The sequence below is a fragment of the Enterobacter sp. 01-M-03-SI-ECC genome (genome assembly GCF_047530215.1).
Lineage (GTDB): Bacteria > Pseudomonadota > Gammaproteobacteria > Enterobacterales > Enterobacteriaceae > Enterobacter > Enterobacter chengduensis.
In genome coordinates, this window is the sequence record NZ_JBLKDA010000006.1 from 81,291 (window position 1) to 102,883 (window position 21,593).

The window sequence follows — 21,593 nt, forward strand, 5'->3', positions numbered from 1 at the left end:
AATGCTTATACTCATTAATACGCCGCTCGGCGTTCTTCTGCGTGGAGTATTCATATGCTACCTAATAATGTTAGTCGCATCAGCGCTATCGCTGTTGCGGTACTGCTCGCGTTCTCTCTTTCTGCCTGTAGTGGAAGCGGTGGCGGATCTCATCACTCAACGGCCAAAAATAACCCTGCGACGGGAAGCAGCAGCGGCTCAGGTGATGGAAGCGGCACGACCGCGAGTAATGGCGGTTCGGGCAGCAGCGGATCGGGTACCGGAACGAGTTCGGGCTCGGGCTCGGGTTCGGGTTCAGGTTCAGGTGCCGGGACGGGCGCTGGTGGCGGAACGGGTTCTGGATCGGGCTCTGGCTCAGGTTCTGGAACGGGCTCTGGTTCAGGAGGCAACGGCAGCGGAGGAACCGGAACAGGCAACACGGGCGGTGGCGGAACCACTACCGCAGGCGTAAATACCATACTGGGTGATGCCGGGAAAACAGTGACCAGCGTCGGCTCTACGGTGGATGGCCTCGGAAGCCAGCTTCCGACCAATAATCCCGTCACGTCAACCGTTTCAACTACCGTCAGCGGCGTTGGCAGCGCCATATCCACGGTGGGGACAGGCGTCACGACTGGGGTGGGTAATCCCAGCAACGCGAACGGTGTTGGGACCACGCTTAAAGGCGTAACCACGTCGGTCACCTCCCTTGGCAACACCGTTTCAACGGTAGGCACGGGGCTGGCGAGTTCCACTTCCGGTACCCCGGTCAGCGGCGTAACCGGCCTGACGGGCAGCGTGGTAAACAGTACCGGGCAACTGGTCAGTAACACCGGCACGGGTCTCACCAATGCGGTAAGCAGCCCTGCGGTCACCCAGATAACCACCGATACCACAACCGTGGCTAACAAGACGCTGGGCGGAGTACAAGGCGTCACGCAAAGCGTGGGCACCACAACGGGTCTCGGTACCCCGGTCAACGGTCTGCTGACCCAGGTCGGCAACACCGTCAGCGGCGTGGGGACCAACGTCAGCAACAGTAATAGCGGGCTTAACGGCGTGGGCCAGGTCGTCCAGAACGTCGGTCAGACGGTGACGGATAGCGGCACGCTGGTGAAACCGGCGTCTTCAACAAGCGGAGGAGGTTCAGGATCGCTGACAGCCAATGCCAACGTGGCGGCCACCAATAACAGCCTGGGTGCAACGGTCAATACGACCCTCAATACCCTGACTGCAGGCGTTACGGCCAACGCAGCGACAACATCAGGTCAAAATACGTCAACAGCGAATCCGGTTAACGGACTCACCACCCTCACCACCGGCCTGCTGACGCCAAAACACTAAACGGCTTATTGTCATTCTGCGCCCCTGGTTCAGGGGCGCTTTATACAGCGACACTGACCCCAATCGGGGATGACGAACAGGGATAGCGCGATGAAACACCACTTCCTTTTTTCGCTGACGGGGCTGGTTGTGCTAAGCATGGCCCGCGCCGATACACTGCCCTCTATTATTAACCCTGATAACCCGGCGCAAGCCTCTCGTAACGTAGCCCCAGAGCAGACGGGGGGCGTCTCACAGCCGAAAGTCAAAATAGAAAAACCGCAGTCAACGCTGACCCCTGAAACGCCTATTACCATTAATCACATCCAGTTTATTGGCGGTACGCGTTATCCCTTGCAGGAATTACTTAAGCCCTTCCGGCCTTACGCCGGAAAAACCGTGCCGCTTAAAACGCTCACGGGGTTGGTAAATGATATTACGGCGCGCTATAAGGCCGACGGTTTTCCGCTCTCCTATGCCTGGCTGCCCGATAATAATTTCCAGCAGGGCAATATTAAAATTGTGCTGGTTGAAGGGTATGTCGCTCACAGCGACGTCATCAGTAATAACCCTCACATTGCCGAACGCCTGAAACGGCTGTCCGAAAAAATCATGGCGGAAAAACCGCTGTCGCAGGATACGTTCGATCGCTATAGCCAGCTGATGACGCGTACCCCGAACGTGCCGGTGACGGCTAACGCGCAGCTGCCAACCAATATTTACGGTGCCGCGGCGATGCAGATAACCGGAAACCAACAGCGGAGTTGGGACATCGGCTCCACGATCGATTCCCGTAAAGGGCAAGATTTAATGATGCTGAACGGCACGCTCAGCAACATGACCAGCTACGGCGATCAGCTTGGCGTGGCAACGCTAGTGCCGTTAGATAGCAACACGCGAAAAAATTATGTCGGCCTGAACTGGCAGCAGTTTTTAAACGATGAAGGGCTGACGATGCAGCTCAAAGGCAGCTATTACCGTGAAGATCCGCGGGATTATTCTTTCCTGCTCTCTTTACCGAATAATATCAACGTCGACTCGAAGCAAAAAACAACGCAATACAACGGCGGCGTGACGTTTGGTTATCCCCTTCTGCTGACGCAAAAATCACAAATTAACCTGACCAGCGGCTTTGATTATACCGACCGCCAGGATGATTATGCCCTGCAGGCCAGACTGTTGGGCAAAACCTACAAGCTGGACTCGGTCAACCAGCACGCGCGTTATCCGGCGCTGGAAGTAGGCATTAATGGCGCGCATCAGTTCACCACCGCCAGCATCAGCGGCCGACTCAACGTGCGTCAGGGTATTGATGCGATGGGTGCCGATGTCGTCTCAGCCCCTAAACCCGATATTAATTTTACGCTCACCAAAAGCTATCTGGACGCCGCCTGGCTGTTTGCCGATAAGTGGCGGCTCTCAACGTCCTGGGAGGGAGACTGGTCAAATAATACGTTGCCCGAACCCGAACGCGTGAGCTTCGGTGCGCAGCGGTTTGGCCGTGGGTACCAGGACAGTGAAGCAAGCGGTGATTACGGCTACGGCGGGCAGGTAGAACTGCGCTATATCCAGATGCGAAAAGAGAGCACCTGGCTTGCCACCATCCAGCCCTACATCCTGGCCGATACCGCGCAAACCTGGTTTAACACCTCCGGTTTGCCCCATCAACGGCTCGGGTCAGTGGCGACCGGGGTGATGGTAGGCGATACGCGCCACTATAGCGTCACGGTTGAGGCGGCCAAACCCGTTGGGGATGTTCCGACAGACAGCCGCAACCGGGACTGGCGCTACAGCCTGACCGTTACCTGGAATTTTAATAATCTCCGGTAAAGGCGTTTGCGCGAAGACGGTCAGTGCGGGTCCGTGCACTACGCCTCGCGCACGTTAAAACCCAGCTCTTTTGAGATAGCCTCGGCCGTTTCGCGCAGCGGCTTGAGCAGGTTCTTTTCACCCACCTGCTTCATGCGCGATGTCGATAGCGAAATGGAGATCGCATACGGGACGCGGCCGTGGATATCAAACACCGGCACGGCAATACAGGAGACGCCCAGCTCGTTCTCTTCTTTGTCCATCGCCATGCTGCGATCGCGAATTTCTGCCAGCTCATCGTACATGGCGCTCAGCTCGGTGATGGTGTTGCGCGTCAACGGCTGAATCTGTTCCTGATGGCTTTCCCAGTAGCTCGCCACATAATCCTGGTGGCCAAACGCCATGTAGATCTTACCCATTGCAGAGCAGTAAAGCGGCATATGCTGGCCAATATAGGCGCGCGTGCGCAGCATGCCGGTTGTCGGTTCGAGCTTGTAAATCAGGATCGCGTGGTCGTCTTCCCGGCTGGAGAAGTTCACCGTTTCGCCGGTGGCGATATTTAGCGCCTCAAGGTGCGGCGCCGCCACGTGGATGATGTTGAGCGACGACAGCGCCTTCTGCCCGACGGCGATAAATTTGGTGGTCAGGCGATAACTACCCGCCGCGGGTGCTGGCGTCACGTATCCGCATGACTGCAACCCCTGCAACAGCCGGTGCACGGTACTCTTATTCAGCCCCGCCAGTTCCGATAAATGCGCAAGCGGACACCCGTTCGGATAGTTGCTGAGGATCTCAATCAGCATCAGGCCGCGAAACAAGCTCTGGCTGCCTGCTGGCCTCTCTTTTTCTTGCGTCATTTCGCTCTCTTTCATGCTCATTAGATGGCTCCTTTTTATCGCGCCCTGATGGTAGCGCAAAGTGTGGTTCAGTTCACGATCTCAACAGAAAAAACACAACTATATGATTTTAATAGATTTTGAAAAACATGAATGTCGTTGATCTGACAAAATTTGATCGCTATATTTGAAATCAGATTTCGCATAGTGGAATTTAGCGATAAAAAAGCATTCGCACTTGCCCCTAAGAAGAACAGGAGAACAGGGATGAAAGTGACCTTTGAAGAGTTAAAAGCGGCGTTCAATCGGGTTCTGCTCGATCGCGGCATAAAAGCGGAAACCGCCGACGCCTGCGCAGACATGTTCGCTCGCACCACGGAATCCGGCGTCTATTCACACGGCGTAAACCGCTTCCCGCGCTTTATTCAGCAGCTTGATGCAGGGGATATCCTTCCTGACGCCCAGCCCAAACGGGTGATGACGTTAGGCGCTATCGAACAGTGGGATGCCCAGCGCTCCATTGGCAACCTGACGGCGAAAAAGATGATGGATCGCGCCACCGAGCTGGCATCCGACCACGGTATTGGCCTGGTGGCACTGCGTAACGCGAACCACTGGATGCGCGGCGGCAGCTACGGCTGGCAGGCGGCGGAGAAGGGCTACATCGGCATTTGCTGGACCAACTCCATCGCCGTGATGCCCGCATGGGGATCAAAAGAGTGCTGCATCGGCACCAACCCGCTGATCGTGGCCATTCCCTCTAACCCGATCACCATGGTCGACATGTCGATGTCGATGTTCTCCTACGGCATGCTGGAGGTGAATCGCCTGGCCGGGCGCGAGCTGCCGGTAGATGGCGGCTTTGACGACGAAGGCAACCTCACCCGCGAGCCGGGCGCGATCGAGAAAAACCGCCGTATTCTGCCCATGGGCTACTGGAAAGGGTCCGGCTTATCCATCGTCCTCGATATGATCGCCACCCTGCTCTCCAACGGATCGTCCGTCGCGGAAGTGACTCAGGACAACAGCGACGAGTACGGCGTATCGCAGATCTTCATCGCCATCGAGGTGGATCGCCTGATCGACGGCCCAACCCGCGATGCCAAACTGCAGCGCATCATGGACTTCATCACCACGGCCGAACGCGCGGATGAGAATGTCGCCGTCCGCCTGCCGGGGCATGAATTCACCCGTTTGCTGGAAGAGAACCGCCGCAACGGCATCACGGTTGACGACAGCGTGTGGGCGAAAATCCAGTCTCTGTAAGGAGTGGACCATGATATTCGGACATATTTCCCAGCCAAATCCGTGTCGCCTGCCGCGGGCGATTGAAAAAGCGCTCGATTTTCTGCGCACGACGGATTTCACCACCCAGAAACCAGGCGTGGTCGAAATTGAAGGGCGTAACATTTTTGCCCAGGTTCTGGATCTCACCACAAAGGAACCGCACGAGAACCGGCCGGAAGTGCATCGCCGTTATCTGGATATACAGTTCCTGGCCTGGGGCGAAGAGAAAATCGGTATCGCGATTGATACCGGCAATAACGAAATAAGCGAATCACTGCTGGAACAGCGCGATATTATTTTTTATCACGACAGTGAAAACGAATCGTTTATCGACATGATCCCCGGCAGCTATGCCCTATTTTTCCCGCAGGATGTGCACCGTCCTGCCTGTATTAAAAACAAGGAAACCGCAATTCGTAAAATTGTGGTGAAAGTGGCAATCAGCGAATTAGATTAATTTTCTGATATACCCTAAATACAGGAACGCGAAATGACCAACACCGGTTTTATTATTGGTGCGTACCCCTGCGCACCCTCGTTTCACCAGAAAGGGGAACAAGAAGAACAGGCATTCTGGCGCCAGCTTTCCGACACGCCCGATATCCGGGGGCTGGAACAGCCGTGCCTTGAAAATCTTCATCCCCTTGGCGATGAATGGCTGTTCCGCCATACGCCAGGTGACTGGCAAATTGTGGTCACGGCGGTAATGGAAACCATGCGCCGTCGCGGCATCAACGGCGCGTTTGGCCTGGCGTCCGCGGACGAAGAACAGCGTAAAGCGTGCATTGAATATTACCGCCATCTGCATCAAAAGATTGATGCCGTTAACACCCGTTTTCCCGGGAAAGTGGTCGCTCTGGAAATGCAGGCCGCACCGCAGGCGGGCAATGCCTCGGTCGAACAAGCCACCGACGCGTTTTCCCGCTCCATCCGTGAAATAGCACGCTGGGACTGGGGCTGCGATCTGGTGCTGGAACACTGCGATGCCATGACCGGCGCCGCACCGCGTAAAGGCTTCCTGCCCTTAGAGCAGGTGCTGGAGGTGGTGAAAGAGACGGATATCAGCGTCTGCATCAACTGGGCGCGGTCGGCCATCGAAGGCCGTAACACCACCCTTCCGCTTGACCATGTTCTGGCCGCGCTTAAGGCCGGGAAACTGGGTGCGCTGATGTTTTCGGGCACGGCTCCCGGCGGGGAGTACGGTGAATGGCAGGATCTGCACGCGCCATTTTCCTCGTTCTGCGCCGACAGTTTACTGTCAACCGAACAGGCAAAAGCACTCTTTACTGCGGCGAGCGCCGCAAGGTTGAAATTCTCCGGTATTAAATTACTGGAAATAAATGCTAATGCTGACGTCAGTCATCGCATCGCCATTTTGCGCGACGGCATTAGCCAAATGAATAAAGCAACGCAATAACAATAATAAAAGTTTATTCCGGTTACCTTACTGAGAGATTAACGATGAATATTTCTACTCAAACTCTACATGCGGATATTCCGCGCCAGCGCTGGCTAAGAATCATTCCTCCTATTCTTATTGCCTGCATTATTTCATATATGGACCGCGTGAATATCGCGTTTGCGATGCCGGGGGGTATGGACGAAGAATTAGGGATTACCGCGACCATGGCAGGCCTCGCGGGCGGGATATTTTTTATCGGCTATCTGTTTCTGCAGGTTCCCGGCGGCAAGATTGCCGTGCACGGCAGCGGCAAGAAATTTATCGGCTGGTCGCTGGTCGCCTGGGCAGCGATCTCGGTGCTCACGGGTCTCGTGACGAATCAGTACCAGCTGCTGGTGCTGCGCTTCTTACTCGGCGTAGCGGAAGGCGGGATGCTGCCCGTTGTGCTCACCATGATCAGCAACTGGTTCCCGGATGCCGAGCGCGGTCGCGCCAACGCGATTGTGATCATGTTCGTGCCCATCGCCGGGATCATCACCGCCCCGCTATCGGGCTGGATTATTACCGCACTCGACTGGCGCTGGCTGTTCATTATTGAAGGTCTGATGTCCGTCGTCGTGCTGGTGCTCTGGGCATTCACCGTTTATGACCGTCCACAGGAAGCGCGCTGGATCTCAGAGGCCGAGAAAAACTATCTGGTGAAAACGCTGGCGGCTGAACAGCAGGCCATTGCCGGAAAAGAGGTGAAAAATGCCTCGCTCAGCGCCGTGCTGTCCGACAAAACCATGTGGCAGCTGATCGCCCTGAACTTCTTCTACCAGACCGGGATTTACGGCTACACCCTCTGGCTGCCCACCATTCTGAAGGAGCTGACGCACACCAGCATCGGTCAGGTGGGGATGCTCGCCATCCTGCCCTACATCGGCGCCATTGCGGGGATGTTCCTGTTCTCTACGCTTTCTGACCGCACCGGCAAGCGCAAGCTGTTTGTCTCCCTGCCGTTGATCGGCTTTGCGCTCTGCATGTTCCTCTCCGTGGCGCTGAAAGCAAACACCTGGCTGGCCTATGCCGCACTGGTGGGCTGTGGGTTCTTCCTGCAATCCGCCGCGGGCGTGTTCTGGACCATTCCGGCGCGACTGTTTAGCGCCGAAATGGCGGGCGGCGCGCGCGGCGTGATCAACGCCCTCGGTAACCTCGGTGGCTTCTGCGGCCCGTATGCGGTTGGGGTGCTGATCACCCTGTACAGCAAAGATGCGGGCGTCTACTGCCTGGCGGTTTCTCTGGCGCTGGCGTCGCTGCTGGCCCTGCTGTTACCGGCGAAGTGCGATGCCGGGGCAGAGCCCAACCCCACGGTAAATCCGCACAAGCGTGCGGCCTGATGCCCTCACCTAACCCACTAAACCGAACCGTAGGCCGGGTAAGCGAAGCGCCACCCGGCAATTAAGTGAGACAAAGATGAGTGAAAAAGAGCCCTTCTGGCTGGGTATCGATTGTGGCGGTACTTATCTGAAAGCCGGTTTGTACAACAGCCAGGGCAAAGAAGTATGTATCGAACGCCGCGCCGTTGCCACGCTCAGTCCGCGAGCGGGCTACGCCGAGCGGGATATGCATCATCTGTGGCAGCACTGCCACGCAACCCTCGCCGCGCTGCTTAAGCGTTCAGGCGTAAACGGCAACCAGATCAAAGGGGTCGGTATTTCTGCGCAAGGTAAAGGACTGTTTCTGCTTGATAAACAGGACCAACCGTTGGGCAACGCCATACTCTCCTCTGACCGCCGGGCGCTGGAGATTGTGCAGCGCTGGCAGCAGGACGGTATCCCTGAAAAGCTTTATCCGCATACGCGCCAGACGCTGTGGACCGGTCACCCGGCCTCGCTTCTGCGCTGGGTCAAAGAGAATGAACCGCAGCGGTACCAGCAGATTGGCTGCGTCATGATGGCGCACGACTATCTGCGCTGGTGTCTGACCGCCGTGAAAGGCTGCGAGGAGAGCAACATCTCCGAGTCCAATCTCTACAACATGAATACCGGGAAATACGATCCCCAGCTTACGCGATGGCTCGGTATCAGCGAAATTGACGGCGCTCTGCCGCCGATTGTCGGTTCAGCAGCAATTTGCGGGGAAATCACCGCTCAGGCAGCCACCCTTACCGGTCTCGCGGCGGGCACGCCCGTCGTGGGTGGACTGTTTGACGTGGTTTCCACCGCAGTCTGTGCCGGGCTGCAAGACCCACACACGCTGAACGCCGTGATGGGCACCTGGGCCGTCACCAGCGGGATTGCCAATACGCTTCGCGACAACGAACCCTTCCCGTACGTCTATGGCCGCTACGTGCACCCGCAGCAGTATATCGTTCACGAAGCCAGCCCGACCTCGTCCGGCAACCTTGAGTGGCTCACCGCGCAATGGGGCGACATGTCATTCGATGAGATCAACCGCGCGGTTGGCAGCCTGCCGAAAGCGGAAAGCGATCTGTTCTTCCTGCCGTTCCTCTATGGTAGCAACGCCGGGCTGGAGATGACCAGCGGTTTCTACGGGATGCAGGCGCTACACACCCGCGCGCACCTGCTGCAGGCGGTGTATGAGGGCGTGGTGTTCAGCCACATGAGCCACCTCAACCGCATGCTCGAACGCTTTACCCACGTTCATGCCCTGCGCGTGACGGGTGGCCCGGCCCATTCGGACGTGTGGATGCAAATGCTCGCGGACGTCAGCGGGCTGGCGATTGAACTGCCGCAGGTGGAAGAAACCGGCTGTTCCGGCGCGGCGCTGGCCGCCCTCGTCGGCACCGGCGTGTATCCCGACTTCCATGCGGCGCAAAGCGCCCTCCGACACGACATTCGCGTCATTGCACCCGACATGCGCGCCCATGCGGCCTACCAGCATAAATATCACCGCTACCAGTTACTGATCTCAGCACTACAGGGCTACCACGCCCGTGTTAAGGAGTACGACCTATGAGCCGACCATTACTTCAGCTGGCGCTCGACCATACCTCTCTTCAGGCCGCGCAGCGCGACGTCGCAACGCTTTCCGAGCACGTCGATATCGTCGAGGCGGGCACCATTTTGTGCCTGACCGAAGGGCTGAACGCCGTGCGGGCCCTGCGCGAGCAGTGCCCGGATAAAATCATCGTTGCGGACTGGAAGGTGGCCGACGCCGGAGAAACGCTGGCAGAACAGGCCTTTAGTGCGGGGGCGAACTGGATGACCATCATCTGCGCCGCGCCGCTGGCGACCGTTGAACGAGGCCACGAGGTTGCCCAGCGCTGCGGAGGAGAAATCCAGATGGAGCTCTTCGGTAACTGGACGCTGGACGATGCTCGCGCATGGCATCGCGTTGGCGTGAAGCAGGCCATTTATCACCGCGGGCGCGACGCGCAGGCGAGCGGCCAGCAGTGGGGTGAGGCGGATCTCGCAAAAATGAAAGCGCTCTCCGACATCGGTTTACAGCTTTCGATTACCGGCGGCATCACCCCCGCCGATCTGCCGCGCTTCAGGCAGATCAACGTTAAAGCCTTTATCGCCGGGCGCGCGCTGGCGGGCGCAGCCAACCCACCGCAGGTGGCACATGAATTCCATTCACACATTCGCGACATCTGGGGAGCGTAACCATGCGTCAGCATCCGTTAGGGATTTACGAAAAAGCGCTGCCAAAAGATCTCTCCTGGCCGGAACGGCTGGTACTGGCAAAAAGCTGCGGGTTCGATTTTGTCGAGATGTCGGTCGATGAAACCGATGAACGATTATCGCGCCTCGACTGGAGCACCGCGCAGCGCGCCTCGATGGTTGAAGCGATGCTGGAAACGGGGGTGTCTGTCCCGTCCATGTGCCTGTCTGCCCACCGCCGCTTTCCGTTTGGCAGCCGGGATGAAACCGTGCGCGAACGCGCCCGGGAGATCATGACCAAAGCCATCAGGCTGACGCGTGACCTGGGCATTCGCACCATCCAGCTTGCCGGGTATGACGTCTATTACGAAGAGCATGACGAGGGAACGCAGCGGCGCTTTGCCGAAGGGCTGGCGTGGGCCGTGGAGCAGGCCGCCGCCGCACAGGTGATGCTGGCGGTGGAGATCATGGATACCGCGTTTATGAACTCCATTAGCAAATGGAAGAAGTGGGATGAGATGCTCGCCTCACCGTGGTTCAGCGTCTACCCGGACGTTGGCAACCTGAGCGCGTGGGGCAACGACGTCACCGCCGAGCTGACGCTGGGCATTGACCGCATTGCGGCGATTCACCTGAAAGATACCCAACCCGTTACCGCGCAAAGCCCCGGACAGTTCCGCGACGTGCCGTTTGGCGAAGGCTGCGTCGATTTTGTCGGCGTCTTTCACACCCTGAATAAGCTGAACTATCGCGGCGCGTTTTTGATTGAAATGTGGACTGAAAAAGCAAAAGAGCCGGTGCTGGAGATTATCCAGGCGCGCCGCTGGATTGAAGCCCGTATGCAGGAAGGAGGCATGACATGTTAGAACAGCTCAAAGCCGAGGTGCTGGCAGCAAACCTGGCGCTGCCCGCCCACCAGCTGGTGACCTTTACCTGGGGCAACGTCAGCGCGGTGGACCGCCAAAGCGGCATGATGGTGATTAAGCCCTCCGGCGTGGAGTACGACGTGATGACCGCGGAGGATATAGTGGTGGTGAATATCGCCACGGGTCAGGTTGTCGAGGGTAATAAAAAGCCCTCTTCCGACACGCCCACCCATCTTGCGCTGTATCGCCGTTATCCGGAGATTGGCGGCATCGTGCATACCCACTCTCGCCACGCCACAATCTGGTCGCAGGCGGGGCTCGACCTACCCGCCTGGGGTACCACGCACGCGGACTATTTCTACGGGGCCATTCCCTGCACGCGCCCGATGACGGCGGCAGAGATTGCGGGAGAATACGAATACCAGACGGGTGAAGTTATCATCAAAACCTTCGAGGAGCGCGACTTAAGCCCGATGCAAATTCCGGCGGTGCTGGTCCACTCCCACGGCCCGTTCGCCTGGGGTAAAGACGCTGCCGATGCGGTCCATAATGCCGTCGTGCTGGAAGAGTGCGCCTATATGGGCCTCTTTTCGCGCCAGCTCGCGCCACAGCTTCCGGTTATGCAGCAGGAGCTCCTCGACAAGCATTATCTGCGCAAGCACGGAGCGAATGCCTATTATGGCCAGTGATCATCCGGGATGAATGTGTTCCTTGTTGCACCGCCGTTTCCGGACGGCGGATGTTAGCCAAATAGGGGAGAAAAGGAAATGCGGATTTAATGGATGATACATAAATAAGAATAATGCATCCTTTCTTAATATATAATATTTTTATCGAGCGTGGGTGATGACCAACTCGCTGACTATCAATATTTGAAAGACAATGTGATCCAAGCCCCGGTATTGTTTTTTTGCTATCTATCAGAACACACACCCCATTGTCTGACGTGCATTTTAGTGTTATTCCATAAAGACACACAGCTAAAAATAAGGATATCCCATGGAATTCACTGAAAAATTAAATGCATTATCTAATAAAATAAAACAGCAGCTTGAAGTAATTAATACTGAAGAAGCAACAAAAACAGCTTTTGTAATGCCATTCATTCATAATGTTCTTGGCTATGATGTTTTTGACCCTTCAGAAGTGACTCCTGAATTTATCTGTGACGTTGGCACAAAAAAAGGCGAAAAAATCGATTACGCCATAATGAAAAACAATGACGTTCAAATACTTATTGAATGTAAAAAAATTGGTGAGCCATTAAATATAAATCATGCATCGCAGTTATTCAGATATTTCCATGTAACAAACGCCAGAATTTCAATTCTTACCAATGGTCAAAATTACAAATTCTTTACCGACCTTGATGCACCTAATAAAATGGATGAGAAACCTTTTCTGGAGGTAGACCTTCTTGACATCGATGAGAATATAATACCTGAGTTAAAAAAATTAACAAAATCTTCGTTTGATCTGGAATCAATTATCAATGCTGCTGGTGAATTAAAATATGTTAGCCAAATCAAGAAAATCTTACATTCTCAGCTAAATAACCCTGAAGATGACTTTGTGAAGTTTTTTGCATCCCGCGTTTATGATGGAATTCTGACCCAAAAAGTCAGGGAGTCTTTTTTAAATTTAACCAAAAAAGCGGCAAGTCAGTACATAAATGATCAGGTAAATGAGCGCCTCAAATCAGCCATCACGAGCATAACACCAGCGATCGTCGAAACCCCAAATGAGGCATTACATGTTGAGGAAGAAGAACATAAAGATGAAAGCGATGTGGTAACAACGATAGAGGAACTTGAGGGATATCACATTGTTAAAGCTATCACCAGAGAAGTACTCGAGGCGGCACGCATAACTCACAGAGATACCAAAAGCTACTTTGGTATCCTGGTAGACGATAACAATCGCAAACCCATTTGTCGGCTGCATTTTAATCGTACACAAAAATACATCGGCCTTTTCGATATAGAAAAAAACGAAACGCGCCATCCCATAGCGACAGTAGATGATATATATTCCTTTGCCGATATTCTGAAAGCAACCGCAGCTCTCTATAGTTAATCTTTACCCAGGCAGCACGCGACGTGCTGCCTCAGCCAGAAATGCGCTTCGATTACCGAACTGAGGATGCTCGCTGACAAAGGAATCAATCTTTACCAGCAAACGTCGCGGCATCGTGATGTTGATGCGCTCGGCCCTCCCGTCGAACTGCCTCATATTAATATCCACCAACAGCCATTGCCCGCCTGTGAAATCCTCAGGACGACTTTCCAGATGCGCTTCCACATTCCCCGGAAGAGGCAGTGCATCATCCCTTTCAAACAGCGCTTCGAAGTGCGCTGTTAGCGCATCACGTGCATCCTGAAAAGCGTCGTCCAGGGAATCACCTGCAAAAAAACAGCCTGGAACGTCAGGGAAAAAGCCGCTGGCGCTACCGTCGGAGTCAGAATGTATGTAAGCCGGATAAAACATAACTACTCCTGATATCAGTGTTTAATTCCCGCCTGTCGCCAAATCTGGGCGAGAGTGCCCGGTTTAATATCCTTCTTAGGATGTGGGACAGTAACCAGCCCTTTATGTTCGGGATGGCGAAACTGATGATGGCTTCCTTTCGTTCTGACACATTTCCAGCCATGGCCGATCAGAACAGTAATGACATCCGCACTTTTCACATCCCAATCCTTCCATGATTATACACATGATACACACCATCGCTATCGGGTCGATTCACATTAGCGCATAAGGAACATCGGTGCAGCCGTGTTTTGGCAGAACAGGAAGAAGCATCGAGAAATGAAAAAGGAATACGTTGTATTGCAGATAAAAATGCAGGCACGATCGTAGGCCGGGTAAGGCGCAGCCGCCACCCGGCTTTACCGCATCAGAAACGCCAGGTCATGCCGGTCATCAGTGCGAAGCTGTCGTCGCGGTCGATCATCGGGCTGTTCTTCACGTCGTCAGGCAACACGGTGTAAACCGCGCTGGCGTTGAGGTACAGCTTCTCGGTTAGCTGATACTTAGCCGCAAGGCCTACGTATGGCGTCCAGCTGTCACCGGCGGTGTATTGATTCAGTCCTGAGCGGCGGGACTCGCTGCCGGAGACGCCATAGTAGTAGTCGTTATAGCTTTCGTCGCTGTAGAACACGCCAGCAGAAGGCGTCAGGGTCAGGCGTTCCATTCTGATGGGATGGAAGTACGACACCTCACCCACCACGCCGCCGCTTTCATCCATCGCATCGCCTGAAACGGCCACTTTCAGCGAACCCCAGCTTTCGTGGCGGTAGTACGCGCCGCCGAGGAATGCGGACGCCTTACGTTCATCGAGCTTCTTCATCTGATGGTCGTCGTTGTCATCAGGATCGAAATGCAGCGGCATCCATGAGGCGGTCAGGCTGAGCTCATTGTTTGGATCTTTCCACAAAATCCATCCGCCCGTGGTCTGGCGAATATAGAAACGATCGCCTTCATAGCTAATTAATGGTACTGCGGTTGTATTTTTGTTATAGCCTTTGTAAGGAGACTCATTAAATACAGCCCCCGCTCCAAGTGAAAATTCACCGGCCATAGCAGACGTTGATGCAATTAACGTGGCCGCGATGAGTAAATTGTATTTAATAGTCATTCCATGTAATCCATTTAAATGCCAAACAAGCGAGGCGCATAATAATGGTTACAAAATTGCCAATGCAACGCTGCGGTTTATATAATATTATATATAAAATCATATAGATGGGTGTGCATGATGAACAAATTACAGCTAAAACCTCGTGAATTAAAAATAATCTCCGTCATCGCCGCCACCCACAGCATTGGTGATGCCGCCGCCCTGCTGGGCATGGCGCAGGCCAACGTCAGTAAATATCTCTCTGATTTTGAAACGCGGGTTGGGCTCAAGGTTTTTGAGCGCACCACCCGCCAGCTGTCCCTGACCCAGTTTGGTGAAGCATTACTCCCCTACGTGAATGCCACGCTGGATAAGAACAGCCAGCTGGTTAATTTCATTGCTGATTATAAGCATGAAAAGCGCGGAAAAGTGACGATCTATGCCCCGACGGGTATCGTCACCTACCTCGCGCGACACGTGATCCACCAGATAGAAGACATCGGCGATATCCGCATCTCCCTGAAAACCTACAACCTCGATCGGAATGAATTTTCGGAAGGCGTTTCCTTTCCGGATGACTGCGATATTTTAATTACCTATGCACAGCCAAAAGATGAAAATCTGGTTGCCAGCGTTCTGACAAAATATTCCGTCACGGCCTTCGCAACCGCAGAGTATTTAAATAACCATCCCTTAACCGGACCTGAAGATTTAATTCATCACTCCTGTATTCTCATTGACTCCATGCTGGTCGATGATGCCAACATCTGGCGTTTTCGCGTGCATGGCAGTAATGAGGTACATGATTACCGGGTGACCGGTAATTATATTTGTGACAATACGCAGACGGCCCTGGAACTGGCGAGAAATAATCTTGGGATTGTTTTTGCGCCAAAAGAGAGTCTGAAAAAAGAATTAACGCACGGGATGCTGGTCCCCTGCTTCCCGCACCAGGAAGAGTGGTGGCTCGATCTGACGGCCATTTTTCGCAAACGCGACTACCAGCCCTGGCGTGTGCAGTACGTTCTGGATGGAGTTCTGAACTGCCTGCGCCAGCAAATTGCTCAGGCCGCCTATGGACGGCCTGAAGTGGGCGATTAGAACAGCCCCAGCGGTTTATCGGAGTAGCTCACCAGCAAACATTTCGTCTGCTGGTAATGTTCCAGCATCATCTTGTGGGTTTCACGCCCAATGCCCGACTGCTTATAACCGCCAAATGCGGCGTGTGCCGGATAGGCGTGGTAGCAGTTGGTCCAGACGCGCCCGGCCTGAATGCCTCGGCCCATTTTATAGGCCAGATTACCGTTGCGGCTCCAGACGCCAGCCCCCAGGCCATACGGCGTGTCGTTGGCAATCTCCAGCGCTTCCTCCATCGTTTTGAAGGTGGTCACCGCCAGCACCGGTCCGAAAATTTCCTCCTGGAAGACGCGCATGTTGTTCTGACCAAACAGGATCGTCGGCTCAAGGTAATAGCCCTCCTGCAAATCCCCGCCGAGCACCTTACGGCGACCGCCGGTGAGAATATCCGCCCCTTCTTTTTTACCGATATCGATGTAGTTGAGGATAGTTTCCAGCTGCCCGTGCGAGACCTGCGCCCCCATCTGCGTCACGTTATCGAGCGGGTTACCGCTGCGGATAGACTCAACGCGGCGAATGGCCCGCTCCATAAAGCGCTCATAGATAAACTCCTGCACCAGCGCGCGGCTTGGGCAGGTACAGACTTCGCCCTGGTTAAACGCAAACAGCGCAAACCCTTCCAGAGCCTTATCGAAGAAGGCATCTTCTTCCTCCATCACGTCCGCGAAGAAGATGTTCGGGGATTTCCCGCCCAGCTCCAGCGTCACCGGGATGATGTTCTGCGTGGCGTACTGCATGATCTGCTGGCCCACCTCCGTCGACCCGGTAAACGCCACTTTGGCGATCCGTTTTGAGGTCGCCAGATATTCCCCTATCTCGCCGCCCGCACCGTTCACCACGTTAATCACGCCCGGCGGCAGGAGATCGCCAACGATTTCCATCAGCAGCAGCACCGAGAGCGGGGTCAGACGCGCCGGTTTGAGCACAATACAGTTTCCGGCCGCCAGCGCGGGGGCCATTTTCCAGCTCGCCATCAGCAGCGGGAAGTTCCACGGAATAATTTGCCCCACCACGCCCAGCGGTTCGTGGAAGTGGTACGCCACCGTGTCGCTGTCGACCTCGCTGATCCCCCCCTCCTGGGCGCGAATACAGGAGGCAAAATAGCGGAAGTGGTCGATGGCCAGCGGCACGTCAGCCGCCATCGTTTCCCGGATCGGCTTGCCGTTGTCCCAGGTTTCCGCCGTCGCCAGCAGCTCCAGATTCTGCTCCATCCGGTCGGCGATTTTGAACAGAATGGCCGCGCGATCCTGCACGGAGGTTTGAGCCCATTTCTCTTTCGCTTTGTGCGCCGCATCCAGCGCCAGGTCGATATCGCGCTTGCCGGAGCTGGCAATCTCACACAGCGGCTGGCCGGTCACCGGGGTCAGATTGGAATAGTATTCGCCGTCGACGGGAGCGACCCAGTTGCCGCCAATAAAGTTGTCATAACGGGGCTTCAGCTTGAGGGGAAAACCATACTCGCCAGGCTGGATACGCGATGAGGGAGGATTGTTTGTCATGACAGTCTCCTTGCTGTTGGTGTACAACAAGGGTAGTTCCGGCTGGCGATTTTCTCGCCAACCGGTAACGGTGTTTACGACGGGGGTCACGGAGTTTCAGGAAATAATAACGAATCTCGCAGAAGATGGTCGTTACCGCGGCGGCGGGTAAAGCCGATGCGGTTGAAGTACTCCAGGATCTGAATCGCCAGCTTGCGGCCGACGTTCAGCCGGTCGCGGAAATCGGCGGCGCAGGTTGAGCCACGCGCCTGATCCAGCTCGCGGATCAGGTTAGCAAACGCCACGATCCGATCGTTACGGTAATAACGATCTTTCACGATCGCGACTATCAGCCCCTGCTGCGCCGCGTGCCGCAATACCTGACGCATCATCTGCTCGTCGGTGTTTGTTTCCCGGGCCAGGTCGCGAACCCACCACGGCTCATCGCCAAACAGCGGGGCCGCTTTTTGCCATATTGCCTCTTGCTCTGCGGTGAAACCGGCTTTGTGCTCCGGCAGGTGCAGCCAGCCGTGGTGGCTTTTTATCACCCCGCTTTCACGCATGTTTTCGATCAGCAGCAGCACCAGCGCGTCGTCTTCCATCGGCAGCGCCATGCGGCGCAGGCGCTCGCGGCCCGGACCAGGCTCGTCCTGATGCTGTTCATGATACGTCGCCAGCGTGTTCAGAATCTTACGCTGCCAGCGTGCGGCAACCGGGGCGTTCAGCAGGCTGTTACCGGCCTGAATAAAGCCCGGCTCTTGTGTCAGCTGCCGTAAGCCTTCCCCGCTCAGCTGGCGTGCCCAGGCAAAATCACTCAGGTTTACCGCGCCGCGATCGAGATGCACCCGCAGCGCGGCGCTATCATCCGGCGCCTGTGCCAGCGCGGCCAGCCACTGCAGATATTCCGGCTTACGCTTGCCGCGTCGCGGCGGGTTAAGCGCGACCACCCGCGCCCCGGCAAGCGTTTCCCGCGCGGAGATATCCCGCAGGACCAGACGATCGTTGTCTGCCAGCCAGAGCGGGGAATCGAATACCAGTTCGGCAAGGTCGTTTTCCAGCAGCGACACGCGCCCGGTGATATGGCTGGCCGCGTGGTGAATATGCAGCGGCTGCCATTGGGTCAGGGGCGCGCTGGCCTGCAGGGAGACAATGACGCGTTCAGACGGTTCAGGCGGGGCATCGGCCAGCAGCCAGTCGCCGCGGTTAATCTGCTCTTTTTCCGCATCCCCGGCGATGTTCAGTGCGATCCGCTGCCCGGCATGAGCGCGCTCTGCGGGCTGGTTTTGCGCATGTAAGCCGCGTACGCGCATCGGCTTGTTCACCCCCGTCAGCCACAGGCTATCCCCCACCTTCACTTCACCGCTCAAGGCGGTACCGGTGACCACCAGACCCGCGCCTTTTACGGTAAATGCGCGGTCAATCGCCAGACGGAAGCGGTGATGGCTGGCATGCTCGCGCGGTGAAAGTTGCTGCAAGTGGTGGCGAAGTTCGTCGATACCGCGGCCTTCCGTCGCCACGGTGACAAATAGCGGTGCGTCGGCAAAGCCATACTCGCCCAGGGTCGCCTGTACTGCTTCGCGCACCTCGCTGATTCTGGCGTCATCCACGCGATCGGCTTTGGTCAGCGCCACGGTCAGCTGCGGGCTGCCGGTCAGCTGCAGGATCGCCAGATGCTCGCGGGTTTGCGCCATCACGCCGTCATCGCAGGCCACCACCAGTAGGGCATGATCGATGCCGCCCACGCCCGCCAGCATGTTGGACAGAAACTTTTCATGCCCCGGAACGTCAATAAACCCCAGCACGCGGCCATCGGGCTGGGGCCAGTAGGCATAGCCCAGATCGATGGTCATGCCGCGCTTTTTCTCTTCCGGCAGGCGGTCGGCGTTTATCCCGGTGATGGCCTGCAGCAACGTGGTTTTTCCGTGGTCGACATGACCGGCGGTGGCAATAATCATTTCAACATCATCTCCAGAAATCGCGCTTCATCTTCAAGGCAGCGCAGATCCAGCCACATTCGGCCATCGTAAATCCGCCCGATAACCGGCGTCGGCAGGCCGCGCCAGCGCAACGACAGGGCTTCCAGGTGGCTGCCGCGCCCGTCGCGCGGGGTAAAGGTGAGCGCTTCGCTCGGCAGCCTGTCCACCGGCAGCGAACCGCTGCCAATCTGCGACTGGCAGGGCTCAATGCGGACGTCAAAGTCGGGGTAGTGCGGGGCGATGCGCGACAGAAGTAATTCGGCCTGGGCGCGAATCGAGGCGGCATCGCGGGTTAACAGGCGCAGCGTGGGCAGGCGGTCGGCCAGCTTCTCCGGATGGAGGTAGAGCCGCAGCGTTGCGTCCAGCGCGGCAAGGGTCATTTTATCGGCACGCAGGGCGCGCTTGAGCGGATGCTGCTGCAGCTTCGCAATCAGCTCGCGCTTGCCGACGATAATCCCGGCCTGCGGCCCGCCCAGCAGCTTGTCGCCGGAGAAGCTGACCAGGCTAACGCCCGCTGTAATCATCTCCTGCGGCATCGGTTCTTTTGGCAGGCCGTACCGGCTCAGATCGACCAGCGAACCGCTGCCGAGATCGGCAATCACCGGAATATTGAGCTCGCGCCCCATCGCCGCCAGCTCGGCCTCTTCAACCGTTTTGGTAAAGCCTTCAATCTGGTAATTGCTGGTGTGGACCTTCATCAGCAGGGCGGTGTTTTCGTTCACCGCCGCGCGATAATCTTTCGCGTGGGTACGGTTGGTGGTGCCCACCTCATGCAGCGTACAGCCCGCCTGGCGCATCACGTCCGGGATGCGAAACGCCCCGCCAATCTCCACCAGCTCGCCGCGAGAAACCACCACCTCTTTGCCGCTGGCGGTGGCCGCCAGCATCAGCAGCACCGCCGCAGCGTTGTTATTCACGATGCAGGCATCTTCCGCGCCGGTCAGCCGGCACAGGAGGTCCGCCAGGGCGCGATCGCGATGCCCGCGCCCGGCACCGTCCAGATCGTACTCCAGCGTGACCGGCGCACGCATCGCCTGCGCGACCGCAGCAACCGCCTCTTCCGCCTGCTGCGCGCGGCCCAGATTGGTATGCAGCACGGTACCGGTCAGGTTAATCACCGGGCGTAACGCGCTTTGCGCTTTCTCGTCCAGCCTCTGCCCCACTTCCTGCTCCCACGCGGCGCACCAGTCGGGTAAGGCGTTTTCGGCCTGAATCGCGCGGCGGGCTTCATCCTGAAGCTGGCGTAACATCGCAACCGTCGCGGTATGGCCGAAACGCTCAACAACAGCATGAATGCGGGGCTCGCGAAGAAGACGGTCGGTAGCGGGGATCTGGCTGTACAGCGAATGATGAGTAGTCATGAAAGCGCCTGGCGAGTAAATATCTTCCCCCCTCCCGACGGGAGAGGGAGTTAACATGTGGAGGGATTGTACCGCCTCCGACGCCGAAGTGTTATATACCCTAAATAATTCAAGTTGCATGAAGGCGGCGACGCAGTGAATCCCCAGGAGCGTACATGAGTACGTGACTGGGGTGAACGAGGAAAGCCAACGCACATGCAGCTTGAAGTATGACGGGTATAACCCGCGTCAAGCCTTTGGCGGTTCAGTACGGGCAAAGCTCTCGCGGCTAAACAGCGTGTCAGCAAGCTTCACCAGCAGCGGACGGTCGACGCACCAGCCCGGGGACACGCGGCGGAAGTTGAGATAGCCGATGGCGCAGGCGATGGCGATGGTCGCCAGGTTCAGGCTGTCGGTCTCGATTTTCCCCTCCTGGATAAGCTGTTCGCACCTGTCCAGGCTGCGGCTGATTTTTTCCCGCTGGCGCAACAGTTCCGTTTCCGACTGCTGGGCGGCGGGCCTGGCCTGCTCGCGAACTGAGGTCAGTGCCGCATCCATAATACCGTCGGCCAGCGCTTCAATTTGCTTCATCGCCAGCGCTGCTTTTGGGTCAGCAGGCAGCATGGCCGGGGCCACGCCCAGCAGCTCGATATACTCCGCAATAATCGGGGAGTCGAACCAGTATTCCCCCTCGTCCGTCACCAGCGCCGGAACTTTCCCCAGCGGGTTGTACTGCGCGACGCCGTTTTCGGCGTTGTAGGGCTGTTCGTTGATGAATTCAAATTCAATCCCTTTCTCCAGCAGGAGAATCGAGATTTTTCGCACGAAGGGACTGGTGTAGCTACCGATAAGTTTCATTGCCTGATCCTTGATGCCGGAAAAAAGTCAGTATGGATCAAGCGATGAAAAAAGGGCAGATATGCGTGTCGCATT

Annotated in this window: 20 protein-coding genes; 12 read left to right on the plus strand and 8 right to left on the minus strand. The window is 56.3% G+C overall.

From position 1 onward, the window contains the following. The first annotated feature begins 54 nt into the window (after positions 1–54). Together ACMWKK_RS08000 and ACMWKK_RS08005 are read left to right on the plus strand one after the other, a co-directional pair. Entirely contained in the window at positions 55–1,323 is a 1,269-nt protein-coding gene (locus ACMWKK_RS08000) for a collagen-like triple helix repeat-containing protein (protein WP_236653123.1), read from the plus strand. A gap of 90 nt (positions 1,324–1,413) precedes the next feature. Then, positions 1,414–3,132 (plus strand): ShlB/FhaC/HecB family hemolysin secretion/activation protein, encoded by a 1,719-nt coding sequence (locus tag ACMWKK_RS08005; protein ID WP_045328512.1) that lies wholly within the window; start codon positions 1,414–1,416, stop codon positions 3,130–3,132. Between the two features lie 38 nt (positions 3,133–3,170). On the opposite strand, the gene yiaJ is transcribed toward ACMWKK_RS08005, so the two are convergent. After that, positions 3,171–3,989 (minus strand): IclR family transcriptional regulator YiaJ, encoded by an 819-nt coding sequence (gene yiaJ / locus ACMWKK_RS08010; protein WP_021242452.1) that lies wholly within the window; start codon positions 3,987–3,989, stop codon positions 3,171–3,173. Between the two features lie 225 nt (positions 3,990–4,214). On the opposite strand from yiaJ, the gene yiaK reads away from it, so the two are divergent. The 9 genes from yiaK (at position 4,215) to ACMWKK_RS08055 (ending at position 13,186) form a co-directional block, all read left to right on the plus strand. Beyond that, positions 4,215–5,213, plus strand: coding sequence for a 3-dehydro-L-gulonate 2-dehydrogenase (yiaK, locus tag ACMWKK_RS08015; RefSeq protein ID WP_112780073.1), 999 nt, complete (start codon positions 4,215–4,217; stop codon positions 5,211–5,213). Positions 5,214–5,223: 10 nt separating this feature from the next. Further along, a complete protein-coding gene (locus ACMWKK_RS08020) occupies positions 5,224–5,691 on the plus strand; it encodes a YhcH/YjgK/YiaL family protein (RefSeq protein ID WP_112780072.1) in 468 nt (155 codons plus the stop codon). Between the two features lie 33 nt (positions 5,692–5,724). Then, positions 5,725–6,651: a DUF4862 family protein gene (locus ACMWKK_RS08025; protein WP_112780071.1), complete on the plus strand. Its 927-nt coding sequence runs from the start codon at positions 5,725–5,727 to the stop codon at positions 6,649–6,651. A gap of 44 nt (positions 6,652–6,695) precedes the next feature. After that, complete coding sequence (locus ACMWKK_RS08030; RefSeq protein WP_032644459.1) at positions 6,696–8,015, plus strand: MFS transporter; 1,320 nt, start codon at positions 6,696–6,698, stop codon at positions 8,013–8,015. 76 nt (positions 8,016–8,091) lie between these two features. Beyond that, positions 8,092–9,597, plus strand: a complete 1,506-nt coding sequence (locus ACMWKK_RS08035) for an FGGY-family carbohydrate kinase (protein WP_112780070.1) — start codon at positions 8,092–8,094, stop codon at positions 9,595–9,597. Then, positions 9,594–10,247 (plus strand): 3-keto-L-gulonate-6-phosphate decarboxylase UlaD, encoded by a 654-nt coding sequence (gene ulaD, locus ACMWKK_RS08040; protein WP_112780069.1) that lies wholly within the window; start codon positions 9,594–9,596, stop codon positions 10,245–10,247. The genes ACMWKK_RS08035 and ulaD overlap by 4 nt, the downstream gene beginning before the upstream one ends. Positions 10,248–10,249: 2 nt before the next feature. After that, positions 10,250–11,110 (plus strand): L-ribulose-5-phosphate 3-epimerase, encoded by an 861-nt coding sequence (locus tag ACMWKK_RS08045; protein WP_112780068.1) that lies wholly within the window; start codon positions 10,250–10,252, stop codon positions 11,108–11,110. Continuing rightward, positions 11,104–11,799 (plus strand): L-ribulose-5-phosphate 4-epimerase, encoded by a 696-nt coding sequence (gene araD, locus ACMWKK_RS08050; RefSeq protein WP_112780067.1) that lies wholly within the window; start codon positions 11,104–11,106, stop codon positions 11,797–11,799. Before ACMWKK_RS08045 ends, araD begins: the two co-directional genes overlap by 7 nt. A 310-nt stretch (positions 11,800–12,109) precedes the next feature. Then, positions 12,110–13,186, plus strand: a complete 1,077-nt coding sequence (locus ACMWKK_RS08055) for a type I restriction endonuclease (protein ID WP_112780066.1) — start codon at positions 12,110–12,112, stop codon at positions 13,184–13,186. A 3-nt stretch (positions 13,187–13,189) separates the two neighbouring features. On the opposite strand, the gene ACMWKK_RS08060 is transcribed toward ACMWKK_RS08055, so the two are convergent. From ACMWKK_RS08060 to ACMWKK_RS08070, 3 genes are all read right to left on the minus strand, one after another. Continuing rightward, a complete protein-coding gene (locus ACMWKK_RS08060; RefSeq protein WP_112780065.1) occupies positions 13,190–13,597 on the minus strand; it encodes a type II toxin-antitoxin system HicB family antitoxin in 408 nt (135 codons plus the stop codon). A 14-nt stretch (positions 13,598–13,611) separates the two neighbouring features. Continuing rightward, a complete protein-coding gene (locus ACMWKK_RS08065) occupies positions 13,612–13,797 on the minus strand; it encodes a type II toxin-antitoxin system HicA family toxin (RefSeq protein ID WP_112780064.1) in 186 nt (61 codons plus the stop codon). Positions 13,798–14,006: 209 nt separating this feature from the next. Continuing rightward, complete coding sequence (locus ACMWKK_RS08070) at positions 14,007–14,747, minus strand: MipA/OmpV family protein (protein WP_112780063.1); 741 nt, start codon at positions 14,745–14,747, stop codon at positions 14,007–14,009. Positions 14,748–14,864: 117 nt separating this feature from the next. Here ACMWKK_RS08070 and ACMWKK_RS08075 point away from each other — a divergent pair, with 117 nt between their 5' ends. Then, positions 14,865–15,830, plus strand: coding sequence for a LysR family transcriptional regulator (locus ACMWKK_RS08075; protein WP_112780062.1), 966 nt, complete (start codon positions 14,865–14,867; stop codon positions 15,828–15,830). Here the strand turns inward: ACMWKK_RS08075 and aldB are convergent. From aldB to ACMWKK_RS08095, 4 genes are all read right to left on the minus strand, one after another. Next, the gene (gene aldB, locus ACMWKK_RS08080) at positions 15,827–17,365 is read right to left on the minus strand and encodes an aldehyde dehydrogenase AldB (RefSeq protein ID WP_112780061.1); all 1,539 of its coding nucleotides are present in this window, start codon (positions 17,363–17,365) and stop codon (positions 15,827–15,829) included. The two genes, ACMWKK_RS08075 and aldB, sit on opposite strands and share 4 nt — an antisense overlap. 86 nt (positions 17,366–17,451) lie before the next feature. Next, on the minus strand, positions 17,452–19,299 hold the full coding sequence (selB, locus tag ACMWKK_RS08085) for a selenocysteine-specific translation elongation factor (protein ID WP_112780060.1): 1,848 nt from the start codon (positions 19,297–19,299) through the stop codon (positions 17,452–17,454). Then, entirely contained in the window at positions 19,296–20,681 is a 1,386-nt protein-coding gene (gene selA / locus ACMWKK_RS08090) for an L-seryl-tRNA(Sec) selenium transferase (protein WP_112780059.1), read from the minus strand. The genes selB and selA overlap by 4 nt, the downstream gene beginning before the upstream one ends. A gap of 228 nt (positions 20,682–20,909) precedes the next feature. Further along, positions 20,910–21,518, minus strand: a complete 609-nt coding sequence (locus ACMWKK_RS08095) for a glutathione S-transferase (RefSeq protein ID WP_045328532.1) — start codon at positions 21,516–21,518, stop codon at positions 20,910–20,912. Between the last annotated feature and the right edge of the window lie 75 nt (positions 21,519–21,593).

Bases quoted from the DNA above. Each gene is read 5' to 3' on its own strand.
- ACMWKK_RS08000 (WP_236653123.1), top strand. From the start codon at position 55: ATGCTACCTAATAATGTTAGTCGCATCAGCGCTATCGCTGTTGCGGTA.
- ACMWKK_RS08005 (WP_045328512.1), top strand. From the start codon at position 1,414: ATGAAACACCACTTCCTTTTTTCGCTGACGGGGCTGGTTGTGCTAAGC.
- yiaJ (WP_021242452.1), bottom strand. From the start codon at position 3,989: ATGAGCATGAAAGAGAGCGAAATGACGCAAGAAAAAGAGAGGCCAGCA.
- yiaK (WP_112780073.1), top strand. From the start codon at position 4,215: ATGAAAGTGACCTTTGAAGAGTTAAAAGCGGCGTTCAATCGGGTTCTG.
- ACMWKK_RS08020 (WP_112780072.1), top strand. From the start codon at position 5,224: ATGATATTCGGACATATTTCCCAGCCAAATCCGTGTCGCCTGCCGCGG.
- ACMWKK_RS08025 (WP_112780071.1), top strand. From the start codon at position 5,725: ATGACCAACACCGGTTTTATTATTGGTGCGTACCCCTGCGCACCCTCG.
- ACMWKK_RS08030 (WP_032644459.1), top strand. From the start codon at position 6,696: ATGAATATTTCTACTCAAACTCTACATGCGGATATTCCGCGCCAGCGC.
- ACMWKK_RS08035 (WP_112780070.1), top strand. From the start codon at position 8,092: ATGAGTGAAAAAGAGCCCTTCTGGCTGGGTATCGATTGTGGCGGTACT.
- ulaD (WP_112780069.1), top strand. From the start codon at position 9,594: ATGAGCCGACCATTACTTCAGCTGGCGCTCGACCATACCTCTCTTCAG.
- ACMWKK_RS08045 (WP_112780068.1), top strand. From the start codon at position 10,250: ATGCGTCAGCATCCGTTAGGGATTTACGAAAAAGCGCTGCCAAAAGAT.
- araD (WP_112780067.1), top strand. From the start codon at position 11,104: ATGTTAGAACAGCTCAAAGCCGAGGTGCTGGCAGCAAACCTGGCGCTG.
- ACMWKK_RS08055 (WP_112780066.1), top strand. From the start codon at position 12,110: ATGGAATTCACTGAAAAATTAAATGCATTATCTAATAAAATAAAACAG.
- ACMWKK_RS08060 (WP_112780065.1), bottom strand. From the start codon at position 13,597: ATGTTTTATCCGGCTTACATACATTCTGACTCCGACGGTAGCGCCAGC.
- ACMWKK_RS08070 (WP_112780063.1), bottom strand. From the start codon at position 14,747: ATGACTATTAAATACAATTTACTCATCGCGGCCACGTTAATTGCATCA.
- ACMWKK_RS08075 (WP_112780062.1), top strand. From the start codon at position 14,865: ATGATGAACAAATTACAGCTAAAACCTCGTGAATTAAAAATAATCTCC.
- aldB (WP_112780061.1), bottom strand. From the start codon at position 17,365: ATGACAAACAATCCTCCCTCATCGCGTATCCAGCCTGGCGAGTATGGT.
- selB (WP_112780060.1), bottom strand. From the start codon at position 19,299: ATGATTATTGCCACCGCCGGTCATGTCGACCACGGAAAAACCACGTTG.
- selA (WP_112780059.1), bottom strand. From the start codon at position 20,681: ATGACTACTCATCATTCGCTGTACAGCCAGATCCCCGCTACCGACCGT.
- ACMWKK_RS08095 (WP_045328532.1), bottom strand. From the start codon at position 21,518: ATGAAACTTATCGGTAGCTACACCAGTCCCTTCGTGCGAAAAATCTCG.